We start from the raw sequence: 22788 nt of genomic DNA, 5'->3' as shown, positions 1-22788 counted from the left end.
CGGGTCGGGTACCTCTGCCGGGTTCCGGACACGACTGCGACCAGCGGCGCACGCCACCGCCTGACACGATGAGGCCATGACCGAGCTGAACCTGACCCGTGAACTGCTCGAGCAACTCACCTGGCATTGGGACAACCAGTTGCGGCCACGCCTGCAGGGATTGACCGACGAGGAGTACCTGTGGGAGCCGGTGGCCGGAGCGTGGAGCATTCGTTCCCGAGGCAGCGCCGTCACCGCGATGGCAGCCGGTGCTGGCGACCTGGTTATCGACTGGGACTGGCCCCAGCCGGAACCCGCGCCGGTCACCACGATCGCGTGGCGACTGGGGCACCTGATCGTCGGGGTGTTCGGTGCGCGCAACGCCTCACACTTCGATGGACCATCCGCTGACTACGCCGGATGGCGCTTCGCTGGCACGGCCGCCGTGGCTCTTGAGCAACTCGATGAGGGCTACCACCGCTGGATCGAGGGTGTCGCTGGCCTCGACGCGCAAGCACTGGCCCGCCCCTGCGGCCCGGCAGAAGGTCAGTGGGCGGAGCTGAGCATGGCCGCGCTCGTCCTGCACATCCACCGTGAGGTGATCCACCACGCTGCCGAGATCTCACTGCTGCGCGACCTGTACGCCCACCGCGAGGAGGGTGGCCAGTGACGATCCACTCCAGCCATCCCTTCCTCGAACACGAGCGGGTGGCCGCCCGCCAACTGCGCGGCCGTCTCGGCGCACGGGTCAGCCTGTGGTGTGCCGGCATGGTCGATGGCGATGACGCATCTGATGCTTCCGGACTGACCGTGAGTTCGATGCTGGTTGCGGCCGGGGAGCCGTGGCGAGTGATCGCCCTGCTCGACCCTGACGCCGAGTTGACCCAGGCGTTGCTCGACACCCGTGCGGCGGTCGTGAGCCTGCTCGACTGGCACCACCGGCAGTTGTCGGAGGTGTTCGCCAGCAGGGCTCCTTCCCCCGGGGGTCCCTTCCGGGCGTCCGGCTTCGAGCAGACCGAGTGGGGCCCTCGGCTGCTCGACGCCGACACCTGGGCTGGGGTGCGGCTGGAGTCGAGCAGGTCGCTCGGCTGGTCGTCCCTGGCCACCTGCGTGATCGAGCACGTCGTCCTCGGTGAGGATCCTGACCCGCTGCACCACGTGCGCGGCCACTACGTCAACGGCTTCGGCCGCTGACGAGCGCCGCAGTCTTGCGGGCACGACGCTTGCCCGCCGCGCGCCTCAGGGCCGACCGGATCCAGTCGATCACTCGTTCGGGATCGTCGAGCATCTCCCAGGTCACCCGGATGATCGTCCAGCCGCCCTCGACCACCAGGTCGTTCTGGCGTGTGCGGTCGGTGGTGAAGGCCTCCCTTGTTCCGTGGGTCTCCCAGCCGTCGAACTCGACCGCGATCCTCCAATCGACGAATGCGACGTCGAGGAAGTAGTCGGTCTCCTGCACCTTCACGCCGTGGTTCGCGAGCCACCCGGTGACACTGCGGTCGATCATCAGCCGATGGAGCCTGCGCTCACCCTGTGACCAAGGGTTGGTTCGGCTGGCCTTGACGATCGGGCGGCGGACCCGGTTGCCGTGACGTCCCTTGGCCCGGGCCATGGCCTCGGTGATCAGCTCGACGGTGGCCCTGCCCTGCCTCAGGCACGTGTCGATCGCATCGCCCAGGTCGTGGGGAGCCAGATGCACGCAAACCCACGAGGCGCTGGCCAGGCGAAGCCCCTCGGACTCCACGATCTCGTCGACCGGCACCGGGGAACGGTGCAGCCGGATCCCGGGTGGGGCGTGCTTCTTGCGCACCGAGTGCACCTCGATCTGGGTCACCTTCGCCTCGGGCCAGAAGCTGAGCTTGGCCGCGGCTCGTCCGGTGATCACGGCGTCTGGATCCCACGTCATGATGGCGGCGCACCTGATGGCGAGATCGCCTGCACTGGCGGCGGCGATGTAGATCCCCGGCAGGTAGCGAACCACCAACCCCTGGGCCGCCAGCCGGCTGAGCATCCTGGCCCAGCCCGCGTGGTCGGCGATCCTGATGAGTCCGTTCTGGCTCAGGTGGTGCTCGATGTCGTCGCGTGTACCCATGCCCTACTCATGGGTCGCGAGGGCCCGTTCGCGCCAAGTTCTTCGGGAGCTGTGGACGGCGGTCCAGAACCCGGCAGGACTGTGGACAGCGGCGCCTCGAAGGCCGGCAGTCCCCAACTTCTGCCGGTTCGAGGACAACACTGCGTCGGCCCGGCCGCCAGTGCGGAGGGCCAGGGGATGCCCCACCGGCCCCAGGGAGCCCCGATCAGCGTCCGCGCAACAACACCGAGCGCAGCACCGGCCGTTCCATGTCGGCGTCGAAGGGATACATCGGACGATCGATCCGGTGGTGGCCGAGCCTGATCAGGTCCTGGTCGACCCCACCCGGGGTGAGCGCCAGCATCCAGTCGGCGGCCAGGTCGTACAGCTCCGGTTCGAGGTAGCCGATCTTGACCAGGATGATGTCGGCGGTCACCGGGTCGAGCCCGAGGTCGGTGAAGTCGCGCAGATGGTGGTAGGGCTTGCGACGTTCGGTGACGATCAGGTGCAACCCGTCGACCTTGACCACCACGACGATGCCGGCGGTCGGGTCGTCCGGGGTGATCGAGAAGACCGTGCCGTCGAGGTGCACCGGTCCGGCAGTGGTGTCGTCGACGGTCGCCCCGACGTCGATCGAGACCCTGCCGCCGACCCCGGCCTCGACGCAGGCAGCGACAGCGGCCGGGTCGAACATCGACGCGTGGATCACGGTCAGGCCCGAGGTGCGCACCGGGTGCTGCAGTAGCTGGTGCACCGCCCAGGTGACGTCGCCCGAGCCGCCCGCGGTGGGGTTGTCGCCCGAGTCCGAGATCAGGTAGGGCCGCTTCGCCCCGGGCGCGATCGCCCGCGCCAAGCACTCGTCCAAGGGCGCATCAGGGGCGACGAACTGGAACTCGTCGTGGCGGTCCCAGATCAGGTTGGCCACCCGATCGGCCTGCGCGCGGCACAGGTCCGGGTCGTCACCGTAGACCACGACTGCCGCCTGGCAACGGGGTTCATCGGCCCAGGCGTAGCCGATCCAGTACGAGGCGTCGATCACACCGTCCATCGCCTGGATCACGGGCAGCTCCTGGTAGAGCGAGGCCGCCGGCTCGAGCCTGGTCGAGGTCTTCTCACCGGGCAGCAGCACCGGCACCTGCACCCAAGCCTTCCACGGCCGTCGGGCCTCGCCGTCGGCCCCGTGCGGACCATGCAGTCGGGTGAGCAGGTCGTGGACGAACCGCATCCGGGTGTTGGGGGCGTCCTCGTGCGGTGCCATCCGGTAGCAGGTGAGGGCGTCGAGCTGGGTGGCGAGCACCCGGGAGACGTTGCCGTGAAGGTCCATCGACGCACCGATGTAGACCTCGTCACCGACCACTTCGCGGATCCGGGTGATCAGGTCGCCCTCGGCGTCGGTGAGGCCCTCTACGCTCATTGCGCCGTGAATGTCGTACCAGATCGCATCCAGCGGCAGCGCGGCCTCGAGGCCGGTGAGGATCTCGTCCACCATCGACTCGTAGGTGTCGCGCAGCACGGTGCCGCCGGGCAACGAGCGGCCCTTGAGCACCGGGATCCACTCCGCCGCTTCACGGTAAGGCTTGCCGGGAGCGAGGAAGGGGTTCAGCCCACTCACCAGGTCCTCCCCACGCCACAGAGTGAATGCTTCAGGCCCGGAGCGGTGCGCCGAGAAGGTGCTCGACTCGATGGCGATACCGGCGATCGCGATCCGAGGACGCTCCAAGCCCCCTTCGTGGTGCTCGATGGTCTCGGGGCTCCAGATGTCCTTGACCTCGACGAAAGAGGATGTCTGCGTCACGCACCCAACTCTTCCACTCGACGCGCAGGCATGCGAGGGTGCCGGACGAGGCTGGGCCCGATCGCTCGCGGCGGCTGTCCACATCACCCGCTCAAGGTGAGGGACTCAGCGGCGACGAATGTCCCAGGCGTGATGGACGGTGTCGTGGGTCAGGTAGCGGCACAGGGTCTCGACCGTGAAGGTCACCCCGTCGCTTCGCCGGCCCTCCCAGCGCAACTCACGATCGGGCACCCCCGACCACTTGCCGACCGACCACCGCAGGGTGTCGCGCAGCGAGGTCGCCACCAACTGCGGGCTCATGTCGACGTAGTCGCCCTCGATCGCCGCCTCATTCTGGTCCCAGTCCTGGAAGTGGACGGGCTCACCCTGCCCCTCGTGGATCAGTTCGAGCCGGCTGTTCATCACCAGGTGCACGTCACGCACGTGGGCGGCGTACTCGGTGGGTGACCAGGTCTCGCGATCAGGACGATCACGGGCGTCGAAATCGCCGAGCCGCTCGATGATGGCCCGGGTCGCAGCGGCGAACTCGGGCACCAGGTCGCCGAACGGTTTCTCGGGCTGGAATCCGCAGTCGGAGCAGCCCCGATCGACCACCCACGACCAGTCCTTGGTGTCTGGCGGAGGCGGCGGCAGGTGCGATGTCATGCCTCGATCCTGCCTCGCGGGTGGGAACGGGGCATCCGAATGTCCGCAACCCGGCAGAAGTTGATGGCTGGGGGCGTTGAGGGCACCCGGCGGCGAAGTTCTGCCGGGTTCCGGACAGGGGTGAGCGGGCACGGTGGTGGCGAGGGCACAGAGCACCGGAGGTCACGGGGCCGGTGGCTCCACGGCACGGGCGCACGACGGCGCCGACACGGCACGAGGAACAAGGCACCAGCGAACCGGGCCCCACGACACCAGGTGTCGGCCAGGGATCGCCGCCGGAGACAAAGGGCCGTCAGTCCTCCGGCACACCCTTGGCGGCCAGCAACCGCGCCAGGTGACGCAACTGGGGCCCATCGAGGCGATCGACCAACTCCCCCAGCACCAAGTTCTGCTCCGTGCCACAGGCACCCAGCAGGCGGGCGATCTCGTCAGCGACCAGCTCGGCCCGGCTGTGCACCGCGCGGTAGTCCCAGGCCCGTCCGACCCGGTTCCTATCGACCAGACCCTTGCCGACCAGCCGGTCGAGCACCGTCATCACCGTGGTGTAGGCCAGCGCACGATCCTGGGTCAGGGCGGCGTGCACCTCACGCCCGGGCAGTGCCTTGGTGCTGGCCCACAACTCCTCCATCACCCGCTGCTCGAGCCCTCCCAGCGCTGACATGGCACAATAGTAAGCCCCCGGCGTCCACCCCAGTGGGGGGACTGTTACCCTGCCCAGCATGGACGCCCAAGTGATTGCCAGATGGCAATTCGGTATCACGACGGTCTACCACTTCTTCTTCGTGCCGATCACCATCGCGTTGTCGATGCTCGTGGCCGTGCTGCAGACGATCTGGTACAGGACCGGCAACGATCGCTACCTGCGATTGACCAAGTTCTACGGGAAGTTGTTCCTGATCAACTTCGCCATCGGCGTGGTGACAGGCATCGTGCAGGAGTTCCAGTTCGGCATGAACTGGTCTGAGTACTCCCGCTTCGTCGGAGACGTCTTCGGTGCGCCGCTTGCGCTCGAGGCACTGCTCGCCTTCTTCCTCGAGTCCACCTTTCTGGGGCTGTGGATCTTCGGCTGGGACCGCCTGCCCAAGAAGCTCCACCTGATGACCATCTACGCCGCCGCGATCGGCACCGTGCTGTCGGCGGTGTTCATCCTGGCCGCCAACTCGTGGATGCAGAACCCGGTCGGAGCCACCTTCCGCAACGGACGAGCCGAGCTCACCGACTTCGGTGCCGTGCTCGGCAACCCGGTCTTCCTGGCCACCTTCCCGCACCAGATCTCGGCGTCGTACATGGTCGCCGGCGGCCTGGTCGCCGCGATCGCCGGCTGGCACCTCGCCCGCCTCAACGGACACGACGAGACCGACACCTCGGGCAAGGGCGATGCTGCCACGTGGCGCTGGGCCGCCCGCTTCGGCGCCTGGGTGCTGCTGGTCGCGAGCGTGGTCGTGATCATCTCCGGCGACTTCCAGTCCAAGATCATGACCGAGGTGCAGCCGATGAAGATGGCTGCCGCCGAGGCGCACTACAACACCTCCGACGGCTCCGACTTCTCCGTGCTGACCATCGGCAACATGGAGGGCACCGAAGCCACCCACATCATCACCGTCCCCGGCCTGCTGGGCTTCCTGGCCACCGGTGAGTGGGGCGGCGAGGTGCAGGGCATCAACGACCTCAAGGAGCAGTACGACCAGCAGGGCTTCCTGCGCAACGACGGCTCGCAGACCGACCTGCAGAAGACCTTCGCCCAGGAACTGAAGCAGTTGCCGACCAACGTCGTCCCGAACGTGCCGGTCGCCTACTGGACCTTCCGGATCATGATGGGCCTGGGCTTCGTCGGCATGGCCATCGGCGCCTGGATCCTGTGGGCCACCCGCAAGGGCCGCACCCCTGGTCCCAGCAGGCTGTGGATGATGGCGATGGGCGCCCTGCCGTTCCTGCCGCTGCTGGCCAACAGCTTCGGCTGGATCTTCGCCGAGATGGGCCGCCAGCCCTGGATCGTGGCCGGCGTCATGCCGACCTGGACCGCCGCGTCCCCGTCGGTCTCGGCCGGTGAGGTGTGGTTCTCGATGATCCTCTACACCGTCGTCTACGGCGCTCTCGCCGTGGTCGAGGTGGGGCTGTTCATGAAGTACCTGAAGATGGGCCTGCCGGACGTGGCCCCCGTCGAGGTCATCGAGGACGAGGACGCGCCCTTGTCCTTCGCGTACTGAGGACGAGGTGACTGACATGTTCCCACTCACGACCGTCCTGCTCGAGGCAGGGCACGCCACCCTCACCCCGGTGTGGTTCCTGCTGATCGCAGTGCTCTGGGTCGGCTTCTTCTTCCTGGAGGGCTTCGACTTCGGAGTCGCGATGCTGCTGCCGATCCTGGGCAAGGACGACCGCAAGCGCCGCGTCATGATCAACACCATCGGCCCGGTCTGGGACGGCAACGAGGTCTGGCTGCTCACCGCTGGTGGTGCCATGTTCGCGGCCTTCCCCGGCTGGTACGCCACGCTGTTCTCGGGCCTGTACCTGCCGCTGCTGCTGGTGCTGCTCGGCCTGATCCTGCGCGGTGTCTCGTTCGAGTACCGCAGCAAGCGCAAGGCCCCGCAGTGGCGCAACGCCCACGACTGGATGGCGATCATCGGCTCGTTCCTGCCCTCGCTGGTGCTGGGCGTCGGCTTCGCCAACTTCGTCAAGGGCCTCACCGTCGCCGGTGACCCGCCGCTGGTGACCACCGGCTTCTGGTCGCTGTTCAGCCCGTTCGCCCTGCTCGGAGGCGTGCTGTTCGTCGTCCTGTTCGCCGCCCACGGCGCGATCTTCATCGCGCTCAAGACCAAGGGCGACGTGCACGAGGAGGCCAAGAACCTGGGCACCAAGCTGGCCTACGCCTCCGCTGCCCTGCTCGCGGTCTGGGCGATCTGGCTGAACCTGGCCTACGCACCCGACAACCCGGCTGCCAAGGTCGTCACCTGGATCACCGCACTGCTCGCGGCTGCCGCGGTCGCCGGCGCCGGGTTCTTCAGCTCGAAGGACTCCGAGGGCAAGGCGTTCATCCTCACCGGCATCGGCATCGTGGCCATGGTCTCGACCATGTTCGTCAAGATGTACGGCAACCTGGGCTTCATCTCCGCCGATGCCCCCGGGCTCGACATGTGGAGCGCCTCGTCCTCGCCGTACACCCTCAAGATCATGACGATCGCCGCCGCGGTGTTCGTCCCGATCGTGCTCGCCTACCAGGCCTGGTCGTACTGGGTCTTCCGCAAGCGCCTGTCGACCGACAACCTGCCGGTCGAGAAGGACGAAGCCATTCCCGTCGGGTCCTGAGCCCTTGGCAGGCCCGGTTCATCCCCGCCTGCTCCGCCGCGCCCGCGCGACCAGGGTCTTCCTGGCCGCCGGGGTGGCGGTCGGCGCCGCAACAGCCATGCTGGTCATCGGCCAGGCATGGCTGTTGTCGCGTTCGGTCGTGGGGGTCTTCGAGACCCGTTCGACCGATGGCCTGTGGACCGCAGGTGCCCTACTGCTGGCGGTGTTCGCCGCCCGTGGGCTGCTGGCCTGGCTGCAGTCGGTGCTGGCCCACCGCGCCTCGGCCGCGGTCAAGAGCCAACTGCGCCGCGAGGTGATGGCCGCCCGCTTGCGGCGCCCCACCGGCGACCGGGCCTCGGCCTCGACCCTGGTCACCGTGGTCACCAGCGGGCTGGACGACCTCGACGGCTACTTCTCGAAGTACCTGCCGCAGTTGGCACTGGCGCTGGTCGTCCCGTTCCTGGTCGGCGGGGCGATTCTGTGGGCGGACTGGCAGTCGGCGCTGATCGTGGCGTTCACGCTGCCACTGATCCCGGTGTTCATGGCCCTGGTCGGCTGGACGACCGCCAAGGCCACCGCCCGCCGGTTCGCCGTGCTCGACCGGCTGGCCAACCACTTCGCCGACCTGGTCGAAGGGCTGCCCACCCTGCAGGCGTTCGGACGAGCCCGCGCCCAGGCCAAGGGGGTGGCGATCACCGAGGACGCCAATCGCCGAGAGACCATGCGGGTGCTCTACGTGTCGTTCCTGTCGGCGTTCGTGCTGGAACTGCTGGCCACCCTCTCGGTGGCGGTGGTGGCGGTGACCGTGGGCTTCCGGTTGGTGTTCGGACACGTCGACTTCACCACCGCGCTGTTCGTGCTGATCCTGGCCCCGGACGCGTTCCTGCCGGTGCGTCAGGTCGGCGTGCACTACCACGACTCCGCCGACGGAGTGGCTGCCGCCGACGCCGCGTTCGCGATCATCGATGCCGCCGGCGACGAGCCGGACGGCACCTTGCCAGCGCCCAACCTGGCCACGTCGCGGGTGCGGTTCGAGGGTGCGGGATTCACCCACCCCGGCGCTGACCGGGCGTCCCTGGAACCGCTCGACCTGACCCTGCACCCCGGCGAGATGGTCGCCCTCTCGGGAGCCTCCGGCGCCGGCAAGACCACCGCGCTGCGGTTGCTGATGGGCTTCGAACAGCCCACGGTCGGTCGCCTCGTCGTCGAGTCTGACGAGGCCGGCGCGCTCGACCGCGGCAGCCTCGACCCGGCGTCCTGGCGTGAACAGCTGGCGTTCGTGCCGCAGTTGCCAGGGCTGGTGCCGGGCAGCGTCGCCGACAACGTGCGGCTGGCCGCACCCGAGGCCGGGATCGACGAGGTCGAGCAGGTGCTCACCGAGGTTGGCGCCGACTTCAGCGCCCACCAGACCGTCGGCGACGATGGCGAGGGACTCTCGGCCGGGCAGTTGCGCCGGGTCGCGCTGGCCCGCGCGCTGCTGCGGCTGCGGCGGGGGGCTCGGCTGCTCGTCCTCGACGAACCGACGGCCGGACTGGACGCCGACAGCGAGGCGACGGTGCTCGAAGCGGTGCGGGCGACCGGGGCGGGGGCACTGATCGTCACCCATCGTCCTGCCGCCTTGGCGCTGGCCGATCGGGTGGTCGAGCTCGAGGCGGTGGCCCGGTGAACCGCACGTTGTCGCCGACCCGCACCCTGATGCGCCAGTTGCTCGACGCCGTCGAGCGTGGACGATGGCGGCTGGCGGCCTCGATCCTGCTGGCGGCCGGTGCGTCCGGAGCCTCGGTCGCACTGATGGGACTGTCGGCCTGGCTGCTGTCGCGCGCCGCCGAGATGCCGCCGGTGCTGTACCTGCAGGCGGCAGCAGTGGGGGTGCGGTTCTTCGGCATCTCGCGCGGGGTGCTGCGCTACATCGAACGGCTGGTCGGTCACGACCTGGCTCTGCGCATGCAGGCCGCATTGCGGCTTCGCACCTATGACTCACTGAGCCGCACCACCCTGCTGGGACGGCGTCGCGGAGACCTGCTCACCCGGGTGGTGGCCGACGCCACCGCCATCCAGGACCTGGTGGTGCGGGTGGTGGTGCCGTTCAGCGCCGCCTCGTTGGTGATCGTCGGGACGACCGTGATGATCGGGCGGTTCTCTCCGGGATCGGCGGCCGTGCTGTTCGGCAGCGCCTTGCTGGCCGGGGTGCTGCTGCCCTGGCTGACCCAGCGTCTCAGTCTGCAGATGGACGCCGCCGCGGTGCCCACCCGTGGGCGTCTGGCCGACGAGGTGCACCAGACCTCGCGGGCCGCGCAGGACCTGGTTGCGTTCGGCGCCGACCGTGCGGCCCTGACCCGGTTGCTGACCGTGGACGAGGAGTTGCGCCGGATCGAGGCCCGCTCGTCCTGGGCACGGGGGCTGGCCACCGCGGGTCAAATCGTTGCCGCCGGCATCGCGGTGGTGGCGGCACTGTGGATCGGCGGGCACGCGGTGGCCGCGGGCGAGCTGAAGCCGAGGCTGTTGGCGGTGCTGGTGCTCACCCCGCTGGCGTTGCACGAGGTGTTCTCGACCTTCACCCAGAGTGCGCAGACCTTCACCCGGGCCGGGTCGGCGCTGACCCGGTTGGCGGCCGTGCTGGACGCCGAGCCGGTCGGTCGCGGCGACGTCGAGCAGGTGCCGTCGGACTCCCCGGGGCTGGTGCTCGACGAGGTCACCGTGGGCTGGCCGGGTGAGCCCGAACCGGTGCTTCGTGACTTCTCGCTCAGCGTCCAGCCTGGTCAGCGGGTGGCGCTGGTCGGGCCCTCGGGGATCGGCAAGACCACGATCGCGGCCACGGTGATGGGCATGATCCCGGCTTGGTCGGGCGAGGTGAGCTCGACCGGGCGGATCGGCTACCTCGCCCAGGATGCGCACCTGTTCGCCACCACGGTGGCCGAGAACGTGCGGGTCGGACGTCGCGACGCCACGGACGAACAGATCAGCGACGCCCTGGGCCGCGCCGGGCTCGACTTCCCTCTCGACAGGCTGGTGGGCGAGCGCGGCAGCACCGTCTCGGGCGGCGAGGCGCGCCGGATCGCGCTGGCCCGGGTGCTGGTGGACGAGCGAGACCTGCTGATCCTGGACGAGCCCACCGAGCACCTCGACCACGAGACCGCGCACGCGCTGATGACCGACCTGTGGCGGGCCGTCGAGGACCGGCCGGTGCTGGTGATCACCCACGACGCCGACGTGATGGCCCAGTGCACCCAGGTGGTCCGGCTCGGCTGAGCGCCCACCCGGTCCTTCGTCGAGCCGACCGGGAGGCAGTGCCGTTCGAGCCACCACCGGCCGCGCCACCAGCCACCACCCAACCGCCACCCCGCCACCACCCAGCCGTGTCCGAAACCCGGCAGAAGTTCGCGCCCAGGCACCCTGAAGGCCGTCGTGGGCAAACCTCTGCCGGGTTTCGGACACGGCACCCCACGGGCTGCGTAGCGTGGGACTGACGACAGGAGCAGCCATGGCAGTCCAGCCCTCCACCCAGACCCTGCAGCAGATCGCCGAAGCCGGCGTCGCCGTACCCGACTACGACCGCTCGGGGGTGACCACGGGCATCGTGCACATCGGGGTCGGTGGCTTCTTCCGGGCGCACCAGGCGATGTACCTCGACCGTCTGCTCAACCAGGGCGAGGCCCTCGACTTCGGCATCTGCGGCGTGGCCGCGCTGCCCCACGACCGCCGCATCTTCGACGCCATGACCAGCCAGGACTGCCTCTACACCCTGGTGCTCAAGCACCCCGACGGCCGCCTCGAACCCCGACTGATCGGCTCGATGACCCAGATGCTGTTCGCCCCTGACGACCCGTCAGCCGTCGTCGCGAGGATGGCCGACCCGGCCACCAGGATCGTGTCGCTGACCATCACCGAAGGTGGCTACCCGGTCGACCAGGTCACCGGCAAGTTCCAGGCCGACCACCCCTCCATCCAGGCCGATCTGGTGCCCGGGGCCACCCCACGCACGGCCTTCGGCTTCATCGTCGCCGCCCTGGCCGCGCGTCGGGTCGCCGGGGTCAATCCGTTCACCGTGCAGTCGTGTGACAACCTGCCCGGCAACGGCGACGTGGCCCGCTCGACCTTGGTGAGCTTCGCCCGGCTGATCGACTCCGACCTGGCCGACTGGATCGAGCGCACCGTCGCCTTCCCCAACGCCATGGTCGACCGGATCACCCCGATGACCACCGACGACGACCGGGCCCTGCTGCTCGAGACCTTCGGTGTCGACGACGCCTGGCCGGTGTTCTGCGAGCCGTTCACCCAGTGGGTGATCGAGGACCACTTCCCGGCAGGCCGGCCCCGCTGGGAGGACGTCGGCGCCCAAATGGTCGACGACGTGCTGCCCTACGAGTTGATGAAGCTGCGACTGCTCAACGCCAGTCACCAGGCCTTCGCCTACCTCGGTCACCTCGACGGGCACCGCTACGCCCACGAGGTCTGCCAGCAGCCGATCTATCGCGACTTCCTGCTGCGCTACATGGAGCGTGAGGCCACCCCGACCCTGCCCGAGGTTCCCGGGGTCGACCTCGACGCCTACCGCCATGAACTGGTCGATCGCTTCGCCAGCCCTGCGGTGCGCGACACCCTGGCAAGACTGGCGACCGAGACCTCCGACCGGATCCCGAAGTTCCTGGTGCCGGTGATCCGGGCCAATGTCTTGTCGGGTGGCGAGATCGAGGCCTCGGCGCTGGTGGTCGCCTCCTGGGCGCGCTACGCCGAGGGCACCGACGAGCAGGGCGAGCCGATCGAGGTGGTCGACAACGACCGAGACCGGGTGATGGCTGCCGCTGCCGCCAGCAAGGACGACCCGCTGGAGTTCCTGCGCATGCGTGACTACTTCGGCGACCTGGTCGATGACCCGCGCTTCGTCGAGGCCTACACCCGGCACCTGAGCTCACTGCGGACGACGGGCGCCCGGGCCACCCTCGAAGCGTTCATGGCCTGAGCCGCGCGGGCCCACACCCGCTGCCCCCAGCCAGCAACCCCAGTGGCAGACTGGCGACATGCTCGTCGCCTTCTCCGTGGCCCCCTCGGGCCGCCCCGCGTCCGCATCTGGCCGGCCGAGCGACCGCCCTGACGACGCCAGCGTCCACGACGCCGTGGCAGCCGCCGTCGAGATCATCCGGGCCAGCGGCCTGCCCCACCGCACCGACTCGATGTTCACCACGATCGAGGGTGAGTGGGACGAGTGCATGGCCGTGGTCAGGGCCTGTTGTGACGCGATGGCCGAGTTCGGCAGCCGCACCTCATTGGTGCTCAAGGCCGACATTCGACCCGGTCACACCGGAGAGATCACCGGCAAGGTCGAGCGACTCGAACAGGCCCTGGCAGAGAGGACGAACCGATGACCACCCGCCCCACCACGATGGCTGGCGTGAAGCTGCCCGGCAACAGCACCGTCGAACACGTCACGGCGCCCGTGCCCACGCCAGGTCCTGGCCAGGTGCTGATCAAGATGAAGGCCAGTTCGATCTGCGGCAGCGACATCCGCGCCATCTACCGCGAGCACCTGGGCAAGGGACCCGAGGGCTACCAGGGCGTGATCGCCGGCCACGAACCCTGCGGGCAGGTCGTCGAACTCGGCGAGGGTACCCGTCGCCTGGCGGTCGGCGACCGCGTGGTGATCTACCACATCGCCGGCTGCGGTATGTGCGAGCAGTGCCGCCGCGGCTACGAGGTTGGCTGCCACTCCGCCTTCCGGGCGGCGCACGGCTGGCAGCGCGACGGTGGCCACGCCGACTACCTGCTCGCCGAGGAGGCCAGCTGCGTCCTGCTGCCCGAGCCCCTCACCTACGTCGACGGGGCGCTGGTCTCGTGCGGCTTCGGCACCGCCTACGAGGCCCTGCTGCGGGCCAAGGTGAGTGGACGCGACAAGCTGCTGGTCACCGGACTCGGACCGGTCGGGCTGGCCGCCGCCATGCTGGGACGAGCTCTGGGCGCCACCACCGTGATCGGCACCGACGTCTCCCAGACCCGCCGGGCAGCAGCCCTCGACCTTGGCTTGGTCGACGTCGCGGTCTCCCCCGACGACGTGGACGAGGCGGTGGCCGGGGCCACTGACGGCGAGGGTTGTGAGGTGGCTGTCGACTGCTCGGGCAACGCCGGGGCTCGCCACGCCGCCCTGCGCAACACCCGCGCCTGGGGGCGGTGCGTCTTCGTCGGCGAGGGTGGCGAGGTCAGCTTCGCCGTCTCGGACCTGTTGATCCACAAGCAGGTGACGCTGCACGGCTCGTGGGTCACCTCGCTGCTGCACACCGAGGAGCTGCTCGAGAACCTGGTGCGCTGGAACCTGCATCCCGAGGTCGTCGTGACCCACCGTCTGCCCTTGTCAGAGGCCGCTCGGGCCTACGACCTGGCCGATCGCGGTGAGGGCGGCAAGATCTGCATCACCTTCGACTGAGCACACAGGACTTGGCCTTGACCGATTGGACCATACGTCGCGCTCGCCCCGAGGACGCCGAGGGCTATGCCGACTGCCAACTGGCCTCGATGGAGCACGCCTATGCCCACTTCATGCCCGAGACCTTCTTCGTCCATCTTCGGGAGGGCCACGATGAGCGCATCTCCCACTACCGCGGCGCGATCGCGTCCAGCACCGCCGAACTGGAAGTGGGGCGCACCCCCAGCCACGACTTCTGGTTCGCCACGGATCCAGACGGTGCCATCCTCGGCATGTGCACTCTGGCCCGCGGCATGGAGGAGTGGGAGATCAGGCTCGGCTACCCCGAGCCCCCGGTGACGCGCCAGCTCTGCCAGCTGTACACGCTGCCCCGCGTCCACGGATCGGGTCTGGCACAGCAGTTGATGGACACCGCCCTTCCCCCGGACGAAGGCGCCTACCTGTGGGTGATGAAGGACAATCCCCGCGCCCATCGCTTCTACCAGCGCAACCGCTTCGAGTTCCACGGCGAGGTGGTTCCGACCGGACCGATCTGGCACCACAAGCCCATGCAGCGGATGTGGCGCCCAGACGCAGGTAGCCTCGAGGGGTGACTCACTCTCGCCGCACCCTGGCCACGGCCGCAGTCGCGACGATCTCGGCCGCGGCGCTGCTGGTCTCGTGCTCCAACGACCAGCCTGCCCCGCCGCCGACCAGCGCGCCGGCTCCGGTGACCACGGCCTCCACCAGCGCCCCGTCGAGCACGGCCCCTTCCAGCGCCACCCCGACGCCGACCAGTGCCACGCCGACCCCGACCCCCACTCCGAGCGTGCGGGTGAGCAGCCCCAGCCCGAGTGCGTCCACCCCGACCCCGACGCCCTCGGCCACCCCGAGCCGTACCACGACGCGGACGCCGACGGTTGATCGGAACTCGCTCAAGGCCCGCGTGGCCACGTGGGCCGTCGCCTTCCACTCGGGACGCTCAGACGCGGCCTGGCCGATGTTGAGCAGCCGCTGTCGCCAGGTGTTCACCCGCGACAGCTTTGCCCAGGCGTCGCGCACCGCAGCGAGCCGCTTCGGTGGGACCACCCCGTCGGTCAGCGGCATCGGCACGCAGGTGATCGGCTCGCGGGCGTTCGTGAACTACACCGTCACCGGCAGCGGGGCGAGCTTCAGCCCGCAGGGTGAGCCGTGGGTGCGCGAGGGGACGACCTGGTTGGTCGACGCCTGCAACTGAGCCCCGTAAACAAACTCAGGGCGCCCACCCGGAGGTGGACGCCCTGTGTCAGGAGCTTCAGTTTCGGGTCAGCGCAGACCCAGCTTCAGGGTGCAGGCGGGCCATGCGCCCCAGCCCTGCCCGGCCAGCACGCGCTCGGCGATGGCGATCTGCTGCTCGCGCGAGTTCTGGTGGGGCATGCCCTGACCGCCGTAGGCGCGCCAGGTGCTCAGGCTGAACTGCAGGCCGCCGTAGTAGCCGTTGCCGGTGTTGATGGCCCAGTTGCCGCCGGACTCACACTGGGCCAGACGGTCCCAGACGCTGCCCGAGGCGGTGGTCTTCGACGGGGTCCGGGTCGAGCTCGATGAGCTGGACGACGAGGACGGCGTCGAGGTGACGGTCTTCTTCTTGGGGGCCTCGTAGGTGCCGATCAGGACGACCTCGGTCACCGGCTTCTTGGTGACGGTGACCTTGACGACCTCGTCCGAGACCTTCTTGCCGTCGACGAAGCGCTCGATGCGCAGGGTCTCCTGCTTGCCGTCAACACCCTTGGTGGCGACCTTGGTGGTGCCCTTGGCGAGCGTGGCGTCCTTCTTGGTCACGGTCTTGTGGGCGACGGCCTTGGTGACGATGTAGGGACGGTGGCGCTTGACCTGGTAGTGCACCTGCATGCCCTCGGTGACCTCGGTGGTCAGCGGCAGGGCGGCCGTCGAGCCGACCAGGGTGACGGTGTCGTCCTTGATCGGCTTGATGCCCAGCTCAGCCAGCGCGTCGCCGACGGTACCGGTGACGCTGACGACCTTGTCGCCCTGGGCGGTCTTGACGGTGACCTCCTTGGCGGTGGTGATCACCACGGTCATGCCCTGGCGACCGAGCGCGGCCGAACGGCTGGTCGACAGCACTGAGTCGGCATCGTCCAACTCGAACTGGGCCAGCGCGTCCTGCAGCGTGGTGGCGGTGGTCCAGCGGGTGGTGGTCCTGCCGTCGACGGTCAGCGTGACCGGACGACCGTAGCGGACCGAGATCTGGGTGCCCTCGTCGATCTTGGTGGTGAGGCCGGGAGCCACTTCGTCGTGCTCTCCAACGGTGATGCCCTGCTGCTCGAGCACGGCTTGGACGCTGTTCGCACGCGTCTTGGTGGTCGTTGCCTGGCCGTCCACGGTGATCGTCACCTGGTCGGTGGCATACACCGTGGTGACGCCGACGCCGGCGGCCGTCAGGCCCGCTGCCAGGGCGCCGGAGAGCGCGATCTTGGCGGCGGTGGAGATCTTTCGAGTCACGTCTGTCCTTGGGGTTTCGTGTCAGGAACCCTTCAACACTAAATGATGGTTGAGAGAATCCCAAAAGAAACCTGAGAGGAACTCAGGAATCCCACCCTCACAGCGGGTTGGGCACTTCCTCCCCGGCGCGCACCGGTCCCGGCGGGGTGCCGTCACCGAACTGACGACCACCCAGTACGTCGCGTCCATGGGGCGAGGTCAGCGCGGACAGGTCGGGGCCCTTCGGCACGATCTGCAGCGGGTTCAGGTCGGTGTGGACGATGTAGTAGTGCTGCTTGATCTGCACCAGGTCGACGGTGTCACCGAAGCCGGGGGTCTGGTAGAGGTCGCGCAGGTAGCCCCACAGGTTGGGCATCTCGACCAACTTCGTCCTGTTGCACTTGAAGTGGCCGTGGTAGACGGCGTCGAAGCGCACGAGCGTGGTGAACAGCCGCACGTCGGCCTCGGTGATCGACTCCCCCATCAGGAAGCGGCGGTCAGCCAGGCGCTCCTCGAGCCAGTCCAAGGCGGTGAACAACCGGTCGTAGGCGGCGTCATAGGCCTCCTGGCTGCCGGCGAACCCGCAGCGGTAGACGCCGTTGTTCACCTCGGTGAAGATCCGCTTCATGACCTGCTCCATCTCGTCACGCAGGTCGTCGGGCCACAGGTTCGGGGCGCCCTCACGGTGGTACTGCTTCCACTCGAAGTAGAGGTCCTCGGTGATCTGGGCGAAGTCGTTGGTGACCACCTCGCCGGTGGGCACGTCGACGATCGCGGGCACGGTGATGCCGCGGGTGTAGTCGGGGAACCGCTTGAGGTAGGCGTCCTTGATCCTGGGGATGCCGAGCACCGGGTCGACGCCGTCGGGGTCGAGGTCGAAGGTCCACGAGTCGGCGTCGTGGGTCGGGCCGGGCATGCCGACCGAGAGCACGTCCTCGAGGCCGAGCAGACGGCGCACGATCAGGGTGCGGTTGGCCCACGGGCAGGCGCGGGCGGCGACCAGGCGGTAGCGGCCGGGTTCGACCGGGTACTCGTCGGCACCGGGGGTGGGATTGGCGACGATGCGGGTCTCGATGTAGCGGGTGTCGCGGGTGTACTCCTTGCCCTTGCTGGAGTAGACACCGCCCTGGCCGTGCCCGGCCTGCTCGCTCCCGGCCTGCTGATCCCTGACCTGTTCGTTGCTCATTCAACTAGCTTACCGCGCCGGGCCGGTCGACTTCGCCGCGCTGGCCCGCTCCCGCCTTCTAGGGTGGGGCACATGCCGATCACGCCCTACATCGCCCAGACCGACACCCGCGCCGCGATCGACTGGTACCGCCGGGCGTTCGACGCTCAGGTGCTGGTCGAGCCGATGACCTCGCCCGACGGACGAGTCGGGCACGCCGAGATCAGCGTGCACGGCGCGCGGGTGATGATGTCGGACGAACACCCCGAACTGTGGGTGCAGGCCCCGGCCCTTGATCGAGGGGCGGCCGCCACCCTGGTGCTCGACGTCGACGACTGCAACCATGCCGTCGAGGCTGCCGAGGCTGCAGGTGCGGTGGTCGACCGACGCCCCGGCGACACCGGCCACGGCCGGATCGCGGTGCTGCGCGACCCGTTCGGCTTCCGCTGGATGCTCAACGGGCCCGAGGTGGGCTGATGGAGCGGGTCTGCTTCCAGTTGCAGGTGCGTGCCGACCGGTTGGACGAGTACGTCGCCCGGCACCGGGCGGTCTGGCTCGAGATGCTGCAGGCGATCGAGGCGGCCGGCTATCGCAACTACTCGCTTTTCCTGCGTCCTGACGGGCTGCTGATCGGTTACTACGAGACCGACTCGATGGCCGACACCCAGGCGGCGATGCTCGCCAGCGAGGTCAGCGCCCGCTGGGAGGCGGAGATGGGCGAGTTCTTCGAGGGCCTCGACGGCGGACGGCCCGACACCGGCTTCCAGCGGTTGGACGAGGTGTTCAACCTGGACGACCAGCTCAGCGCCCTGCCGGACTGACCTCGTCGTTGGCCTGCTGGACGAAGTCGGCCAGTTCCGCTGCCCGATCGCCCACCTCGGGACCGCGGAACACATGGGTGGTGATCGCCCACTCGAGCAGGTCGCGCCGGCCCGGGAAACGGTCGAGCGCCCATCGTCCGGCAGCAAGCTTCGACAACTGCACCCCGGTCTCGAGCCGGGCCACCGCGCGGCAGATCGCCAGCACCGCGTAGGCCTGCCCGCCAGGGGTGGTCATCTCGTCGACCCACTCGGTCCAGTTGCGCAGGTGGTCGGCCACCACCGCCTGCGCCAGCGCCTCGCGGATCGGCTCGGTGACCTCGGCGACAGGTCGTCCGAGGATGGTGGCGATGTCGGGGCGGACCGCGCTGGCCTGCTGCGCGGAGTGCCAGTTGAGCACGTAGTGGCGGCTGGTCTCGACCAGGTGCAGCGGCTCACCAGGACTGATCCTGACCAGGTGTCCGCGCGGCGTTCCGGCGATGACAGAGGCGACCAGGTCGGGCGAGACGTGGTCGACCTCGATGCGGCCCTCCCAGTCGGGATGGGTGCGCTCGACCAGTTCGTGGGGGCCTCGCACGGCCTCGAGCAGACCATCGTCGGGCATGCGGTCGTGCACCGCGACCAGGTCGAGGTCGCTGCGTTCAGAATCGAAGTCACCGACCACCAGCGAGCCGTGCAGGCCCAGCGACAGCAGGTGAGCGCCGCAGGCCTCGTCCAGCGCCGAGGCGAACAGGTCCACCACCTGCTGGTGGGGCGTGGTCATGCGCGAGTGAGCGTCGCAGCAAGCGGCCAGTGGTCGCTGGGCCAGACCCCTGCGGGTCGGTCGAGGACGAGTTCGGCCCGCTCGACCTTCCAGTCGGGGCTGGCCAGCACCCAGTCGATCCGGACGGCCTGGCCGAGGGAACCGGGCAGGTGGGTTGGTGGAATCTGGGCCTGACCGGCGGGGTCGGCGCTGGGTTCGGAGTAGCCGTGGAAAGTGGCCAGACCCTCACCCTCGCGCTCGGCGGCGACCAGCCAGGTGTCGTCCAGTCCTGCCTCGGTGAGCACGCGCCAGGCCTCGGAGGCCCCACCGGCGCAGTTGAAGTCGCCGGTGACGATGGCGGCGCGCGGAGGTGTGGTCGCGGCTCCCAGCCGGTCGACGATGCTGCGGGCGCCCTCGGTGCGGGCCTCGTCCGAGACGTGGTCGAGGTGGGTGTTCACCATCGTGACCACCTGGCCGGACGCACGGTCGAGCAGGTCGGCGATCACCGCGATCCGGGTGCACGAGGCGCCCCAGCCGACCGAGCCGACGTGGGTCGGCGTGGGTGAGAGCCACCACTGGTCCCACGACTCGAGGTCGAACCGTTCGCGGTCATACAGGATCGCGGAGTACTCGGCCCGGCTGCCGCCGTCGCGTCCGGTGCCGATCAGACCGTAGTGGGGCAGCTCGTCCAGGATCACCCGCAGCTGTGGCCAGACGCCCTCCTGGGTGCCAACCAGGTGCGGACGACGCTCGCGCAGCACCTCGACGATCGCCGGCAGGCGGTCGTGCCAGTGGTCGGGATGGCCCGGGCCGTGGGACTCCACCGGCACCCGGAGGTTGAACGACATCACCTGCAGCGACGACATGGCGCCCAGTCTGCCGGAGCCTCGTGTCCGGAACCCGGCCGACGTTCGAGGTACGTGGGTTTCGGTGGGGCTCCCCCCACACTTCTGCCGGGATTCGGACAAGCCCGACCGAGGCCAGTCAGGACTCGGCGGTCGAGGCTGTGCGGTCCTCACGCGTGACCGTGCGGCGGATCTCGACGGCGTCGCCGAGCGCGGCGATGATCCGGCAGCAGTCGGTGAGGTCGTCGAGGTCGTCGGTCTCGACCAGGTAGAAGCCGCCGACGTGCTCGGCGGTCTCGGCGAAGGGCCCGTCGGTGACGGTCTGCCCGCCCGGCTGCACGGTGCGGGCCTCGGTGGTGGGGTGCAGTTCGGCGCCTCCGGTGACCCGGTGGCCGCGGCGGGTGAGCTCCTCGCCGAAGCGGGTGTACTCGGCGTAGCCGTCGATCCGTTCCTGGCGGCTCATCGTCGACCACCAGCGGTCGGCGTCACCGACGATCACGACCATGTACTCGGTCATCAGTCCGGACCTCTCTGTCAGGCCGGCGGGGGTACGCCGACTTCGGCCGAGTCTCGACCTCATCACGATGACGCGGCAGCGCGGGTTGATTCGACAGGTGATGTCCAGAACCCGGCAGAACTTGCGGCAAGGGGGCCTTGAAGCCGAGTCGCCCGCAACTTCTGCCGGGTTTCGGACGTCGGGGGGGGCGAGCAGCGCGCGGCGGGCGCGTGCCCCCAGTCCACCTGGCGGAAGGCTGACCGTCGCCAGGCAGGCAGGTGGTAGCCGCCTCGACCTGTCAGCGGCCGGGTTGGGGCCAGGCGTTGACCCGGCAGCCGTCAAGCCGGATGCTCTGCTGCATCATCACCGGGGCGAGGTCGCCCCGCCCGGGGCAGCCGACGTGCCCCTCCCCGATGTAGTGCCCAACCTCGTGGTTGACCATGTAGGCGCGGTAGTCGGCGATCGGCTGGCCCGCCCAGGTCGGGGTGGCGTGCAGCCAGCGGTCACTGTTGAGCACCACCCTCGAGCCGTTGCGGCAACTCCAGGTGCCACGGGTGGTGGCCGGCGCGCAGAGCCGGTCGACGGTCTTCGGGGCCGCCAGATAGATGGTGAACTCCGGGTCGTCGTCAGCGGTGACCAGGGCGAAGCTGTGGCCCTGGTGGCCGGTCCATCCACGTCGATCGCTCAGCACGGCGTGCACCTGGCGGGCGACCTCGTCAGCGGCGGGCTTCAGGGTGGTCTCGACCTTCACCACGTAGGCGTGGGTGACCTTCGTGCGCGCAGCCGCCGGGAGGGTGATCTTCGAGGTCCGGTACTTGCCGCTGGAGGCGGTGCCGGTGCGCAGCATGGTCTGGCTGGGGGTCGGGGTGGGCGTGGCCCTCTTCGTGCTCGGCGCGGTGGCTGAAGGCGTGGGGAGCGCCGACGACGCCTGCGCCGCTTCGGGCTCGGACGACGGGGTGGACGACGGGGCTGGCGGCGGCACCGACCCGGACGACACCGGCGCTGGTCCGCTCGGCGACGGGCTGGCGGCCGGCGCAGCTGGCATGGCCCAGTTCACGGCGCTGACCAGACCCCACACCATGCCCACCGTGGTCAGCACGGCAGCGGCCACCAGCACCAGCCGCCCACGTAGGGTCAGTCGGGTCGCGCCACTCATTCCTCGAGACTAGGCGGATGCCGCCACAGGTCACGCTGACGCGCCCGGCAGACTCGGAGGTCAACCCTGGAGGCGCCGCGCGAGCCCGTTGAGCCCGCTCAGGTCAACGCGATGGTCATCCCACAGCTCTGCCGCCAGCTGTTCATGCTGGCCGACCACAGCCACCACCGCCTCCGGCAGGGGTTGCCCGAGGCCCTGTTGCACCTCGCGCCACACCTGGTTGCGCGGTCCGCCGTGGCGGTGGATCGTCGTGCCGAGATCACGGTCACGCAACTGCATTCCTCGCACCAGCACCTCGCGCGCGGCCTCGAGCAGCAGGTGCGCTCCGATCAACTGGTCATCCCGGGCGGCCTTGGCCAACGCGTAGGCCCCGAGGAACCGCACCTGGGCGACCTCGGCATGCAGCTGCGGAAGCGTCGGGGCGCCGGCGGCGCCATCCGGCAGGTCTACTGACGAGAGCGACCCGTCGACCCAGAGCCCGTCGCCGGGTACCTCCCCTGCGTCTGCGACGAGCTTGAGGTCGAGCCACCGCCCGTCGGCGAACACCACCCGGTGCAGCACCTGGTCAGGCGATGTCTGGGTGTGGTGGGTCCAGCGCCCCCAGCGGCGTCAGTTGCGCGACCTCAGCCCAGACCTCGGGTCGCTCGACCACGGCCACCACGTCCAGGTCGCTGGCGGCGTCGACCTCTCCGGTGGCCACCGAGCCGTATACCGCGACCGGCCCACCCAGCAGGCGTGCGACGTCGTGGGCCAGGGGCAGGTGCCAGGTCGTGTCCATACCGCCATTCTCACGGGTACCGCGCGCCCGGTGTCCGGAAACGGGCAGAGGTTCACAGCCGAGGCCACCACCCCAAGCCCCGACCCGAACTCCTGCCGGGATCCGGACATCGGCCGCGATTGCCGCAGGCACAGGACTCCGTCC

26 protein-coding genes are annotated in these 22788 nt (G+C 69.4%); 13 read left to right on the top strand and 13 right to left on the bottom strand.

Going from position 1 to position 22788, the window contains the following annotated elements:
- Positions 1 to 76 precede the first annotated feature (76 nt).
- Both IE660_RS07840 and IE660_RS07835 read left to right on the top strand, forming a co-directional pair.
- Positions 77 to 649 carry a DinB family protein gene (locus IE660_RS07840; RefSeq protein WP_203567772.1) on the top strand — a complete coding sequence of 191 codons (573 nt, stop codon included), beginning with the start codon at positions 77 to 79 and terminating at the stop codon, positions 647 to 649.
- Positions 646 to 1173 carry a flavin reductase family protein gene (locus IE660_RS07835; protein ID WP_203567771.1) on the top strand — a complete coding sequence of 176 codons (528 nt, stop codon included), beginning with the start codon at positions 646 to 648 and terminating at the stop codon, positions 1171 to 1173. Before IE660_RS07840 ends, IE660_RS07835 begins: the two co-directional genes overlap by 4 nt.
- Here IE660_RS07835 and IE660_RS07830 read toward each other — a convergent pair.
- The 4 genes from IE660_RS07830 to IE660_RS07815 all read right to left on the bottom strand — a co-directional run bounded on the left by IE660_RS07830 (position 1154) and on the right by IE660_RS07815 (position 5151).
- A complete protein-coding gene (locus IE660_RS07830) occupies positions 1154 to 2071 on the bottom strand; it encodes an endonuclease domain-containing protein (RefSeq protein WP_203567770.1) in 918 nt (305 codons plus the stop codon). The genes IE660_RS07835 and IE660_RS07830 overlap by 20 nt on opposite strands.
- Before the next feature lie 205 nt (positions 2072 to 2276).
- Complete coding sequence (locus IE660_RS07825) at positions 2277 to 3845, bottom strand: M81 family metallopeptidase (protein ID WP_328701891.1); 1569 nt, start codon at positions 3843 to 3845, stop codon at positions 2277 to 2279.
- Between the two features lie 105 nt (positions 3846 to 3950).
- Complete coding sequence (locus IE660_RS07820; protein ID WP_203567769.1) at positions 3951 to 4490, bottom strand: DinB family protein; 540 nt, start codon at positions 4488 to 4490, stop codon at positions 3951 to 3953.
- A gap of 292 nt (positions 4491 to 4782) precedes the next feature.
- Positions 4783 to 5151: a BlaI/MecI/CopY family transcriptional regulator gene (locus IE660_RS07815; RefSeq protein ID WP_203567768.1), complete on the bottom strand. Its 369-nt coding sequence runs from the start codon at positions 5149 to 5151 to the stop codon at positions 4783 to 4785.
- 58 nt (positions 5152 to 5209) lie between these two features.
- On the opposite strand from IE660_RS07815, the gene IE660_RS07810 reads away from it, so the two are divergent.
- From IE660_RS07810 to IE660_RS07775, 8 genes are all read left to right on the top strand, one after another.
- Positions 5210 to 6697: a cytochrome ubiquinol oxidase subunit I gene (locus tag IE660_RS07810; protein WP_203567767.1), complete on the top strand. Its 1488-nt coding sequence runs from the start codon at positions 5210 to 5212 to the stop codon at positions 6695 to 6697.
- A gap of 16 nt (positions 6698 to 6713) precedes the next feature.
- The gene (cydB, locus tag IE660_RS07805) at positions 6714 to 7796 is read left to right on the top strand and encodes a cytochrome d ubiquinol oxidase subunit II (protein WP_203567766.1); all 1083 of its coding nucleotides are present in this window, start codon (positions 6714 to 6716) and stop codon (positions 7794 to 7796) included.
- Between the two features lie 97 nt (positions 7797 to 7893).
- Positions 7894 to 9441, top strand: coding sequence for a thiol reductant ABC exporter subunit CydD (gene cydD, locus IE660_RS07800; protein WP_235997233.1), 1548 nt, complete (start codon positions 7894 to 7896; stop codon positions 9439 to 9441).
- Positions 9442 to 9470: 29 nt separating this feature from the next.
- Entirely contained in the window at positions 9471 to 11024 is a 1554-nt protein-coding gene (gene cydC / locus IE660_RS07795) for a thiol reductant ABC exporter subunit CydC (protein WP_203567868.1), read from the top strand.
- A gap of 232 nt (positions 11025 to 11256) precedes the next feature.
- Positions 11257 to 12735 carry a mannitol dehydrogenase family protein gene (locus IE660_RS07790; RefSeq protein WP_203567764.1) on the top strand — a complete coding sequence of 493 codons (1479 nt, stop codon included), beginning with the start codon at positions 11257 to 11259 and terminating at the stop codon, positions 12733 to 12735.
- Positions 12736 to 12793: 58 nt separating this feature from the next.
- Positions 12794 to 13138 carry a thiamine-binding protein gene (locus IE660_RS07785; protein WP_203567763.1) on the top strand — a complete coding sequence of 115 codons (345 nt, stop codon included), beginning with the start codon at positions 12794 to 12796 and terminating at the stop codon, positions 13136 to 13138.
- Positions 13135 to 14190 carry a zinc-dependent alcohol dehydrogenase family protein gene (locus tag IE660_RS07780; protein WP_203567762.1) on the top strand — a complete coding sequence of 352 codons (1056 nt, stop codon included), beginning with the start codon at positions 13135 to 13137 and terminating at the stop codon, positions 14188 to 14190. The genes IE660_RS07785 and IE660_RS07780 overlap by 4 nt, the downstream gene beginning before the upstream one ends.
- Before the next feature lie 17 nt (positions 14191 to 14207).
- Entirely contained in the window at positions 14208 to 14783 is a 576-nt protein-coding gene (locus tag IE660_RS07775; RefSeq protein ID WP_203567761.1) for a GNAT family N-acetyltransferase, read from the top strand.
- 1 nt (position 14784) lies between these two features.
- On the opposite strand, the gene IE660_RS07770 is transcribed toward IE660_RS07775, so the two are convergent.
- Positions 14785 to 15201 carry a hypothetical protein gene (locus IE660_RS07770; protein WP_203567760.1) on the bottom strand — a complete coding sequence of 139 codons (417 nt, stop codon included), beginning with the start codon at positions 15199 to 15201 and terminating at the stop codon, positions 14785 to 14787.
- Between IE660_RS07770 and IE660_RS07765 the strand changes: the two genes are divergently transcribed.
- Entirely contained in the window at positions 15194 to 15406 is a 213-nt protein-coding gene (locus tag IE660_RS07765) for a hypothetical protein (protein ID WP_203567759.1), read from the top strand. The genes IE660_RS07770 and IE660_RS07765 overlap by 8 nt on opposite strands.
- A gap of 68 nt (positions 15407 to 15474) precedes the next feature.
- Here the strand turns inward: IE660_RS07765 and IE660_RS15820 are convergent, their stop codons facing one another.
- Complete coding sequence (locus IE660_RS15820) at positions 15475 to 16665, bottom strand: transglycosylase family protein (protein WP_203567758.1); 1191 nt, start codon at positions 16663 to 16665, stop codon at positions 15475 to 15477.
- Between the two features lie 97 nt (positions 16666 to 16762).
- Positions 16763 to 17830 (bottom strand): glutathione S-transferase family protein, encoded by a 1068-nt coding sequence (locus tag IE660_RS07755; RefSeq protein ID WP_203567757.1) that lies wholly within the window; start codon positions 17828 to 17830, stop codon positions 16763 to 16765.
- Positions 17831 to 17902: 72 nt separating this feature from the next.
- Here IE660_RS07755 and IE660_RS07750 point away from each other — a divergent pair, with 72 nt between their 5' ends.
- Entirely contained in the window at positions 17903 to 18286 is a 384-nt protein-coding gene (locus IE660_RS07750) for a VOC family protein (RefSeq protein WP_203567756.1), read from the top strand.
- Complete coding sequence (locus tag IE660_RS07745) at positions 18286 to 18630, top strand: L-rhamnose mutarotase (protein WP_203567755.1); 345 nt, start codon at positions 18286 to 18288, stop codon at positions 18628 to 18630. The genes IE660_RS07750 and IE660_RS07745 overlap by 1 nt, the downstream gene beginning before the upstream one ends.
- Here the strand turns inward: IE660_RS07745 and IE660_RS07740 are convergent.
- The 6 genes from IE660_RS07740 to IE660_RS07715 form a co-directional block, all read right to left on the bottom strand.
- The gene (locus IE660_RS07740) at positions 18611 to 19390 is read right to left on the bottom strand and encodes an aminoglycoside adenylyltransferase domain-containing protein (protein WP_203567754.1); all 780 of its coding nucleotides are present in this window, start codon (positions 19388 to 19390) and stop codon (positions 18611 to 18613) included. The two genes, IE660_RS07745 and IE660_RS07740, sit on opposite strands and share 20 nt — an antisense overlap.
- Positions 19387 to 20235 carry an endonuclease/exonuclease/phosphatase family protein gene (locus IE660_RS07735; protein WP_203567753.1) on the bottom strand — a complete coding sequence of 283 codons (849 nt, stop codon included), beginning with the start codon at positions 20233 to 20235 and terminating at the stop codon, positions 19387 to 19389. Before IE660_RS07735 ends, IE660_RS07740 begins: the two co-directional genes overlap by 4 nt.
- A 118-nt stretch (positions 20236 to 20353) precedes the next feature.
- The gene (locus tag IE660_RS07730; protein ID WP_203567752.1) at positions 20354 to 20731 is read right to left on the bottom strand and encodes a YciI family protein; all 378 of its coding nucleotides are present in this window, start codon (positions 20729 to 20731) and stop codon (positions 20354 to 20356) included.
- Positions 20732 to 21008: 277 nt separating this feature from the next.
- Positions 21009 to 21866, bottom strand: a complete 858-nt coding sequence (locus tag IE660_RS07725) for a DUF3152 domain-containing protein (RefSeq protein WP_203567751.1) — start codon at positions 21864 to 21866, stop codon at positions 21009 to 21011.
- Between the two features lie 60 nt (positions 21867 to 21926).
- Positions 21927 to 22427: a hypothetical protein gene (locus tag IE660_RS07720; protein ID WP_203567750.1), complete on the bottom strand. Its 501-nt coding sequence runs from the start codon at positions 22425 to 22427 to the stop codon at positions 21927 to 21929.
- Between the two features lie 4 nt (positions 22428 to 22431).
- Positions 22432 to 22644 (bottom strand): nucleotidyltransferase domain-containing protein, encoded by a 213-nt coding sequence (locus IE660_RS07715; RefSeq protein ID WP_203567749.1) that lies wholly within the window; start codon positions 22642 to 22644, stop codon positions 22432 to 22434.
- Positions 22645 to 22788: the final 144 nt, after the last annotated feature.

It is taken from the genome of Aestuariimicrobium ganziense (genome assembly GCF_015352975.1).
Classification (GTDB): domain Bacteria; phylum Actinomycetota; class Actinomycetes; order Propionibacteriales; family Propionibacteriaceae; genus Aestuariimicrobium; species Aestuariimicrobium ganziense.
This window is presented reverse-complemented; position numbering and strand designations above follow the sequence as displayed.